This is a genomic window from Anaerozeibacter quisquiliarum, assembly GCF_051162045.1.
Classification (GTDB): Bacteria; Bacillota; Clostridia; order Christensenellales; family Aristaeellaceae; genus Anaerozeibacter; species Anaerozeibacter quisquiliarum.
Genome location: NZ_JBISDI010000009.1, coordinates 102,740 through 112,257 on the forward strand (window position 1 = coordinate 102,740; position 9,518 = coordinate 112,257).

At 51.3% G+C, this 9,518-nt stretch carries 11 protein-coding genes; 5 read left to right on the forward strand and 6 right to left on the reverse strand.

Features of this window, described 5'->3' with window-relative positions; all coding sequences use genetic code 11:
* Positions 1–12: 12 nt before the first annotated feature.
* Positions 13–414 carry a hypothetical protein gene (locus tag ACH6CV_RS05785; RefSeq protein ID WP_456357224.1) on the reverse strand — a complete coding sequence of 134 codons (402 nt, stop codon included), beginning with the start codon at positions 412–414 and terminating at the stop codon, positions 13–15.
* A 3-nt stretch (positions 415–417) separates the two neighbouring features.
* Positions 418–1,902 carry a sigma-70 family RNA polymerase sigma factor gene (locus ACH6CV_RS05790; protein WP_456357236.1) on the reverse strand — a complete coding sequence of 495 codons (1,485 nt, stop codon included), beginning with the start codon at positions 1,900–1,902 and terminating at the stop codon, positions 418–420.
* A gap of 425 nt (positions 1,903–2,327) precedes the next feature.
* Between ACH6CV_RS05790 and ACH6CV_RS05795 the strand changes: the two genes are divergently transcribed.
* From ACH6CV_RS05795 to ACH6CV_RS05815, 5 genes are all read left to right on the forward strand, one after another.
* Positions 2,328–2,753: a hypothetical protein gene (locus ACH6CV_RS05795; RefSeq protein ID WP_456357225.1), complete on the forward strand. Its 426-nt coding sequence runs from the start codon at positions 2,328–2,330 to the stop codon at positions 2,751–2,753.
* An 82-nt stretch (positions 2,754–2,835) separates the two neighbouring features.
* Entirely contained in the window at positions 2,836–3,930 is a 1,095-nt protein-coding gene (locus ACH6CV_RS05800) for a hypothetical protein (protein WP_456357226.1), read from the forward strand.
* 4 nt (positions 3,931–3,934) lie between these two features.
* Positions 3,935–4,690: a hypothetical protein gene (locus ACH6CV_RS05805; protein WP_456357227.1), complete on the forward strand. Its 756-nt coding sequence runs from the start codon at positions 3,935–3,937 to the stop codon at positions 4,688–4,690.
* Positions 4,683–5,537 carry a hypothetical protein gene (locus tag ACH6CV_RS05810; RefSeq protein WP_456357228.1) on the forward strand — a complete coding sequence of 285 codons (855 nt, stop codon included), beginning with the start codon at positions 4,683–4,685 and terminating at the stop codon, positions 5,535–5,537. Before ACH6CV_RS05805 ends, ACH6CV_RS05810 begins: the two co-directional genes overlap by 8 nt.
* Positions 5,538–5,547: 10 nt before the next feature.
* A complete protein-coding gene (locus ACH6CV_RS05815; protein WP_456357229.1) occupies positions 5,548–6,198 on the forward strand; it encodes an ABC transporter ATP-binding protein in 651 nt (216 codons plus the stop codon).
* A 227-nt stretch (positions 6,199–6,425) separates the two neighbouring features.
* Here ACH6CV_RS05815 and ACH6CV_RS05820 read toward each other — a convergent pair whose 3' ends face one another.
* The 4 genes from ACH6CV_RS05820 to ACH6CV_RS05835 all read right to left on the reverse strand — a co-directional run.
* The gene (locus tag ACH6CV_RS05820; RefSeq protein WP_456357230.1) at positions 6,426–7,094 is read right to left on the reverse strand and encodes an ABC transporter ATP-binding protein; all 669 of its coding nucleotides are present in this window, start codon (positions 7,092–7,094) and stop codon (positions 6,426–6,428) included.
* Entirely contained in the window at positions 7,091–8,314 is a 1,224-nt protein-coding gene (locus ACH6CV_RS05825; RefSeq protein ID WP_456357231.1) for an ABC transporter permease, read from the reverse strand. The genes ACH6CV_RS05820 and ACH6CV_RS05825 overlap by 4 nt, the downstream gene beginning before the upstream one ends.
* Position 8,315: 1 nt before the next feature.
* Positions 8,316–9,155: a hypothetical protein gene (locus ACH6CV_RS05830; RefSeq protein WP_456357232.1), complete on the reverse strand. Its 840-nt coding sequence runs from the start codon at positions 9,153–9,155 to the stop codon at positions 8,316–8,318.
* 79 nt (positions 9,156–9,234) lie between these two features.
* Positions 9,235–9,518 (reverse strand): hypothetical protein (locus tag ACH6CV_RS05835; RefSeq protein WP_456357233.1); only part of this gene is annotated, 284 nt, incomplete at its 5' end.

Consider the following 9,518-nt stretch of genomic DNA (forward strand, 5'->3'; position numbering starts at 1 on the left):
ATTCGTTAGTGATTATACCGACTTGCTAAAGCCGGGCGCGGTATACGTCTCGCCATTGTAGATTGCCTTGTAGGCCGTCTTGACTCGATAGCTTCGACCGGCCGCCTTGGTGTAGGTGATGGTCTTGGTGCGTGATTTTGCGTTGGACGCCATCCCTGCGCCGTTAGCTACGGTCACCCACTTGCCATCCTGCTTTTCCTGGATGCAGAACGTGGGGAAGCCAACAGAACTCACGATCATCTTTGTGTCGATTGAGGCTTTCGCCGTAATGGCATCCCCGCTTACGGTTACCTTCGTATTGGCGGTATCGATAACATCGCTCGCATATGGTATGGCCTGCGCGGAGGCAACCGCGGCGGCTATCAAAGGAAGCAGCAAGGTCAAGGCCAGCACGACAGCGTAGAACTTTCTCATGGCTCAAATGCTCCTCTCATAAATCGAATCAATCATCCGGTGCATGTCTTCGGCGGAGATATATCCGCCGATTTTGCATTCATAGGGTTGCCGGCTCCAAACGGCATTCAGCCATCCCACGTTGCTGAGCAGGGTGTATACCGTGTCGCCGCGCTCATATTCTTCAATATAGTCGTCGTTCTTCTCGATGAGCGTATGGGACTGCATGCTTGATTCCTCATCAGCAGACCGAACATACTTTTCGATAAGTAATGACAGGAATTCTCCATCACCATTTGTGAAGTCGATGCGTAGTGTCGTGGAAATCACATCGCTGTTCACGTGAATCCTGGGATGGCCGTAGCCTTCGGGAATCCACGTCGGCAGAGGAATGAATATCTGATGCTCTTCCAATACCTTGTCGAGGTCGGAATCCAGCCCTGTCGGCAAAAAGCGCGTGAGCGGATCGACTGTCATCTCGTTCGTCATGTCGATGTCGACATAATACCGCTCCCGATCTTTCGAGACGATCCGCTGCCACGGCAGCCACCCAAGCGCATAGGCCACGGCGGCCATCAAGGCCAGCACGCCGACCAGCACGAGTGCGGCGGCTGCGCGCCTGTTCGGGTGTCCGGGCATCCGGTTGGCGGCGCGTTGCTCGGCCTTCCGCTGGGCGACGCGCCGCTTGAAGGTACGCACGGCCCGCTTCACGACGGCCGGATCCGCTTCGGGTTCACCCTCATGCAAGACCGCCAGACAAATCTCCATCAGCCGATAATCCACCTGATATGGCGGTTGGCACTCCAACATGCGCAGGATGACTTGCGCGCCTTGCTTGCTCAAGGAGGGCGCAGTGTCTCCGTGATTTTCCCCGCCGGTTCGCAACTGCTTTTCCGCATGATCTTCGCCCCCCTCACTTATTAGTGTCGTGAGGATGACCGAACCTGACATCAATATTGTTAATGTTGAATTTGATATAGCCCGCCGCACTTTCTCGATCAACCGCTGCTTGCGCTTCCAGATGCTGTCTTCCGAGACGCCGTACTTTTCCGCCAATCGCTTGGCGGTGATTTCGTCGTCGAAATATGCCGTCAAAAACTCGAAGCTTTCGGGGTCGAGCGCATCCTTGATAGCGCTCAACATATCACTTTTTCGTTCCAAATCCCGCAATGAATCCTCGTGAGCCTGGTTCGCCTGCATATGGGAGACGCTGTGATAATCGCTTTCGTCGTCCAAGGCGTAACCGGTCACCCTATCCCGCCGTCTTGTCGTCCGGCAGCGGTTTTGCAGGTTATGCAACGCGGCAAGATAGATCCAGCCGGCCAGATTGTTGTGGTCTTCATACGCCTCCCTTCTCTCATACAGCAGCATAAGCGCGTCCTGTATGCAATCCTCCACCTGATCGACGAGGGCGGTATGCCCAAACCTTCGCGCAACGCTTACCAGCCGCGCATAAATTGACGAATACTTTTGAAGCACGATTTCAGCGATGTCTTTTTCATCAATCATCACGCCGCAAGCCTCCCATGTTCGACTGCTCTCGGTCCGCTTAAATCGATTATAGCATACAAGATCTGTTTGCATATATGTAACAAATATAAATTTTCACGAACAGTTGAAAAATTGAAATTTTATGTCAGGATTGGGCCTTCTTAGTACATTCATAAGTGAAGGGGTAAAGCGGCGCGCGACGCTTCACTGCCTGTCGTCCGAGGGGAAGGCCGGGCGTCCGGGTCGGCGACGGCCTCTGGCCTCACGGGACACCGTGCTTGGCGGGGAGGTGGATGTGTGAGTTCAAGGCGCGGTAGAAGGCCACGGTGGCTGTGACCCTGCTTCGGAGGGTACTTCCGAAGCGTGCTGCAGTGACGGATGCGGACTCGCGAGCATGTGAAGTCAAAGTGGCATACTCATTTCATGAGAATGGAGGCTTTTCTATGAAAAAGAAATCTATTGGTATTCTTCTGGCGGTCCTGGCGTTCCTATTCGGCCTGTCGGCTTCAGCCTATGCAGCCAATGCCGAATATCGATTCGAAATGAACAACACGGGTTATGACTTTAACGCTTCAACGATTCCTTGTTACGTCACAAAGGCGGCAAGCAATGGGCGATGGGGAATCAACCTTGTGACATGGAAGGTAGCCAAGAAGGGTGAGGGCACACGATTCCGCAACGTAAAGTACAGCATGAACGGTAGTGCGACCGTCGCGGGAGAGGGCTGGGTCAAAAAAGCCGGCAAGACATCATTCAGCTATATCTCTGGGGAAGGGGTCAGGGGACTGACCTATGAACCGAGAGCGCGAATCGATTCTGACTACCACTACAATCAGGTGATCACGGGGTACTTTACGCCGGATGCATAACTGCACAGGATGATGTCGGGGGGCGTAAAGCCCCCCCCGACATAAATTTATTGCAACAAGCCACTGATAAAGGAGAGCGCTCATGAAAAAGACTCCCGCATGGATTCCATTCGTATGCGCCCTCGCGCTGCTGGTCGCGATGAGCGGCTGCGCGGGAACCCCGGAGACCGTCGTCGACAATGGCGTCAAGCGATCGGCAACCCAGGTCGAGCAGGACGCGCAACAGGTGGTCGAGCGGCAGGGCCTATCCGACAAGGCGCGGGTGATCGCGGACGCGCCGGATACGGTCTCGCGAACATACACCTCGCGCAACGGCGTGGTGCATAGGATCGAGGCCCAAGTATACGCGGGACCGGCGGAGGATGTCAAGGTATTCAAGCTCTCAGTCAGCCCCGCGGAATACGAACGCGTGTTGCCGATTCTGTTTGGGGATGATGTGGATAAGGTGGTGGAGCGGCCCATACCTACCGACCCCGGATTTACTGAATGGGTTGTACCACACGGAAATGACGATTTTACAAAACGCATGGTTTGGGTCGCGAGGGAGCATTTCTCTCATTTCAATTTCTTTAACAGCGCCGTTCAGACGCAAAAGACTGACTGGGACGACGAGGATGCGTCGGCCGCGGTATTGGTGCAGACGCAGCAGCCGATTCTGGCCTCGTTTTACCGGCATATCGAAGCGCTGGGCCTCGTTGGCGCGACGGTCAGTAATTTTCGACCCACCTCCATGGGGTGCGATATCATCTTTACGCCGCAATATACCCGCCTGCCCGCCATTGCGGAAGGCCCGACCGTGTATGGCATGATGAACTTGACGGAGCATGATATCAGCTCCATTCACGGGAATTTTATGCAAGAAATCACCTGGGAGGAGAACGTGCCACAGATTCTTAGCTTTGACCAGGTGATGCAGATCGCCGGGCAACACCTGACAGGGGATGATTACGCGACGCGCGGGGCTGTGTTTGACCGGATTTCTCTTGCGCATATCTATTTTGCCAATCAGGATGAGGCGATCGTCGCCCGTCCGGTTTGGTGGTTTGCCGTTGTTCAGCAAGAGAACCGGGGGGTTGGGGGCGATTATGAAACGGGCGAGGGCGCGAGCGAAGGGTTTGATGACCTGGGTTCATTTGCCATCGACGCGGTGACCGGCCTGGTACAGAAGGTGGTATAGGGCCATGCTGTGGATGAAAATAAAAAGGGCGGCGCGCAATCCATGGTTGTACGCGTGCTCGGCGATCATACTGTTTTTCATGCTGAGAACGGTATGGCGATACATCGTAGAACCGGGCATTTCGAGTATCGACGCCCTGTCATTCATCATCAACCCGACGGGTTTCAGCATGATATCGCCGTATGCCGCGTTCTTTTGCGTGGTGCCCTATAGCGCGACATTTTGTGACGAGTACCGCTGCGGCTTCGCGCGGACGTTGCTGCCGCGCGCCGGCAGGCCCCGTTACGCCCTCGGCAACATTCTTTCGGTCGCCCTGTCGGGCTCGCTCGTCTTCATGCTTCCGCTGGCGATTACTTGTCTCGTCGCCGTGCTCAAGGCTGCGCCGACAACGGGGGCCAATCTATCCGATTACTATTCCGATACAATTTGGGAGCCGATCTTTTTTCAGCATGGCACTGGCGCCGTCATGGGCCTAAAGATCGCCGTCAGCGGCCTGTTTGGCATGGTCTGGTCCCAATTGGGGCTGTTCGTTTCATGCCTGTCGCTCAACCGCTTTGTGACGATCATCGTGCCCTTTGTGCTGTATCAGACGATGTGGTCCGTCTTTGACGCCACACTGCTCAGCCCCGTCATCTATTTATGGGCGAACGCGTCGTTTTTTCCATCGCTGGGCTACGTCGTGGGTGTACAACTTGGCCTGTTCGCCGTGCTGTCGGCCCTGTCCTATGCCGCGATCTGCTGGAGGTGCCGCAATGTCTGAGATGAGTAAGCTGGTAAGGCTGCAGGCTCGCGGTTGGCGGTCCAACCCGCTCGTAGGGCTTGCCTTTCTATTGGGGCTGAATTTTATGCTGACCCCAACGCTGAATTACATTCGGTATGCGAAATCGCTGGGTCAGCCCATTCACATACTGGAGCCCCTGACCGTAGCCGGCTCCATGGGGAGTTCCTTCATGCTCATTTTTCTGGGCGTGCTGCTGTTGCTATCCGACGCGCCCTTTGTCAACGACTTCTCGCAAAGCGTGCTCCTTCGCACGTCCCGCATGAAATGGGCCGCTGCCTATCTCCTGTACATCGCCCTTTGCTGTTTCGCGTATTGCCTGTTGCTGCTGGTGTTTTCGCTTCTGGTCGCGATGCCCAACGCGTATGCGGATGATGTCTGGAGTTATCCCATGATGCAGTTGGCTGCGGGCAGGGCCGGCTTTGTCGAGGGTGTCTCCTTCTTCAGCGTATCCTTCCTGCAAAAGTTTACCCCCGTGCAGGGCGGGCTGATTACGCTGGCTTTTCAGATAAGCTATGGTTTCGTACTGGGCGCGGCCATGTTCTTTTTCAACATGGTCTTCCACCGCGTCGTGGGCACGGTGCTTGCGTTGTGTGCGCACGTGGCGGGCGTCATCATCTACGTGGAGGGCATTGAGGTGAATCCGTATCTCTCCCTGATGATTCACGCGATGCCCTCGGCGCACAACATCAGCGGCAACCCATCGCTAAACGTGCCGACACTGCGCGAATCCATGCTGCTGTGGGCCGCGCTGGCCCTGGTTCTGGTTTTGTGTACGCTACTGCGCTGCAAGCGATTTGATTTCATGGTACCCGACAGAAGCATGTAGGAGGCCATCCATGCGTGAGATGATCGAGGTCGTATCCCTGCAAAAAGCTTTTAAGGAACAGGTTGTGCTCCGCAATGTAAATCTTAGCGTGTCCAAGGGGACGATTACGGGGCTGGTCGGCGACAATGGATCCGGAAAATCAGTCCTGCTCAAGTGCATCTGCGGCCTGATGATCCCGGATCGAGGGACGGTATGGCTTGGGGAGAAGCGGGTGGGCAAGGACATGGATTTCCCATCCAATGTGGGCGCGCTGATTGAAGCCCCCGGATTTTTGCCCAGGGAAAGCGGGTACGACAACCTGTACTACCTCTGGAGTATCCGTAAAATGGTTCTGTTGTCCGCCATCGAGCGGAGCATGGAGGTCGTAGGGCTTTCCGCCCGGGACCGCAAGCCTGTGGGCAAGTACTCCATGGGCATGCGTCAGCGCCTCGGGATTGCCCAGGCTCTGATGGAAGACCCGGAAATCCTCATCCTCGACGAACCGTTCAACGGCCTGGATAAGCATGGGCGGGCGGAAATGTACGAGGTGATGAATGATCTGCGCCAAGCAGGGAAGACCATGCTGATCACCAGCCATTACGCCCTCGATATCGAGAAACTGTGCGAGGCCGTGTATGAAATCGACGTGGGCGAAGCTAAGCCGTTGGGTGCGGCGGGTTGACCCGGGTGCTGTCCGGCCCCCCGGCCATCCCGCTTTCGCCCGCGACCATTTATTGTATGGGGGGAATATCCATGAAAGCGTAGACGCGCTGCAGGAAGATCTGGACGAGTGGTTTGTTCTACAACTCCGAACGCCCCCACAGAGGCTACCGGAATCGTGGTAAACGGCCGCTGGATACGGTCTTGGAATACTCACATTCTGTTAGACATGAGCCTTAGCTGTACATACTACCTTCGTTCCGCGATTTCTCCATTCTTTAGATAGACCAGCTCTTCACATTGCTGAGCAATGTGCTCGTTATGTGTGACCAAAACGATCGTTTTCCCTAATGCGTGCAGTGCATGTATAATGCGCATAACTTCATCTTCGCTTTCGCAATCAAGCGCCCCTGTTGGTTCATCGGCCAACAATAACACCGGATCGTGAATGGTCGCACGGGCAATTGCGATCTTCTGCCGTTGTCCGCCAGACAATTGGTAAGGATATCTGTTCCTAAGTTCACCGATGCCAAGCTCTTCAAGTTTGTTTTCTGCGATACTCTTTATTTCATCCTTGCTATACCCCTTATATCTCAATGGTAATATTATGTTTTCGTAGACGTTCCGGTCTTCTATCAATGCGTAATGTTGAACAATAAATCCAACATTGTTCAAACGAAATTTCGCCATGTCATGCGCCTTCTCGATTGGTGTATTATCAAACATATAGCTGCCTTCATCAATACGGGTAAGGCCGCCCAATACATTGAGTAAAGTGGACTTTCCTGACCCGCTTTTTCCCATAACGCCCCAAAACGCTCCCTTATTAATCGATAGGTTTATGTTGTTCAAGGCTATTACTCTTGTACTGCGAAGCGCGTATGTCTTCCTCACGTTTTGTAATTGAATATATTTCATGTATCAGCCCTCCTAAGCAATTCATCCAGACTGCGTCTTTCGACATGAATACAATACGGGAAATAGAATAGTACAAGTATCAGCACGCTCCATAACACCAGTTCGATGTGATATTCCATACCTCCCATAACAAATGTTGATATAACGAAGGCGCCAACATGGGCAATGGCGAATAAATATGCAACAAGCCAAAGTAAATAAGTGGCAATTGTCGATTGCCTTGCGCCACAGAGCACCAGTATTCCTAATGTCCGCTTGCAAACCTGCACAATGTGATTTAGCAGGGACATAACCCCGATGAGCGATACAAAAAAGGCGACTGCTGCAACAAAAATATACGTATAGAGATACCTTCCAGCAAGTGTGCTCAGAATTTGTATTGACACATTTGGAATTTGGAGTATACCGAGCGGGAATACCCCGTGCTTCTTCAACAACGCATTCATTGTCTTTATGAAATCGGGCAATTCATCATGACTGTTTAGCAATACTGTGCCTCCCAGTTTCTGCATAGATAACATGACTTGATGATCAAACTCCGGAACACCACGTATTGGCTCAAGCAGAAAATTGCGTGCAGGGAGAAGTATGTAATCATCGAGGGCCAGCATCTCACCCTGATGAATATAGCTGGAGTACTGCGGTAAAAACCCCACTATTTCCATATCGAACTTCATACCGAGGTAGGCGATGCGATATGTATCGCCGATTTTGAATAATGTATGATAATTATATCCAAGTATTGCAGATATGGAATTTGCTGTGTATATGTAGTCATCCGGCAAAAAAGGTCGTCCCTGATCCGTCACAATTTGAAAGTTATCGAAGAAAGCAGAACTTACTTGAACTGATTTTATGCGCGATGAGTTGTTTTCTATGTAATAGAACGAAGCATCTTCAATCGATATATCGGCAAATTCAATGGGTTGCATTATAATGTCCATATAAGAGAAGTTTTCATTTGTTGCCATATCTTTATGATATTCTTTAATTCTTTCTAACGCATGAGGATCCTTGAAGAATTCATGTTCATTGGTAAACTCGTCGACTATGGTATATAGAGGCATTTCTGAACGGTTTTCAATCGATTCAAACCTTGAATTATATGATATGGCGGACGTATAGACCATGTTCAAAAAGGCAAGAGCCATGGTCAGCTCTATTATCATAAGTATACACAATTTCCGTTTTTGCCGGAAAAGCCGCATCATTTCAATCATATTACCACCTCACACCCGCTGCAACATCGCGTTTTGTTCTAACGTAAACGTAGGTATGCATTACGGCAAACATAAGCAATATGAGCAAGAAATCCACGCACAAAACGCTCACGACCGATGATACGCCGGTATCAATAAACCAGAGCGGCCGAAAAGCAAAGAACACGCAACTTGCAATGAGCCCAACCGCGCTCAAAATTGTATTTGATTTGGCGGTTTCTCGTACTATATTTTTCATAGGCACTCCAATCAAGTTTAATATGCCCACTTTTACCCTACATCTGTATACTTCAAAATAAGCATCTGCTCCGACGAACAGAAGCAATAGAGCCAAGAGAAGGTAAGCGATTGGAGCCTTTGCTGAGTTTACTTGAAAGACTTGAGCCGTTCCATAACGATCATGATTCAAGCGTCTCACATTGGCTCCTTGTTGCGCCGAAGCCTCCGCCACCATCTCCATAGCCGCTTTGACAAGAGCAGAATGACCATCGATTATATATACTCCGGCGGTGTTCATCGGCAGTGCATCAGACAGAGGTATCAGCACCTTATAGTCCGCAAATGTGTGAATGTTTTCTATACCAAGTGTGGCGACGATTTCATAGGTTTTATCATGGATGTCTATATACGGAATACCCTCTTTTGAATACACTCCGTCGACACGTGAGCCAATTGCAGCGACATTATTTCCAGATATATCGCCGAAATTGTCACCCAATTGTCCGTTGATAAGTGGTACCGGAAAAGAATCAGGGTTCTTCGAATACAAACCAGTCGTCTGGTTATCCAGCTCACAATATACAAGCACTTTCGGATCAAATCGTGCAAGGAGCTTCTCCATGTTTTCTTGATCCAGCGTAGTCGTAAAGCGCGACGCATTTTGTGTGTACACATTTGCGCTCAGCGTATTAATTAATTCTTCATCCGCTGCCGAGCATAGGGTCATGGCAATGCAAATTCCAATAAGAAAAAACAGCAATGGTCTGGCGAGATGTTTCGTATAACATGATGGCTTGCATTTCATAAATAATCGCGCTCCAATACAACAGGAATCGCAGGAGGATGCTTCCATTCGGTTTCGGCTTTCCCGTCGCACGTTCATTATAAGTGATTTCTGAACGGAATGCCGCGATTGACGTAGAAACCCATTCTGGTGACGTGAAACGCACATATTCGCATAAACTGCGCAAGGAGATCCACCTTT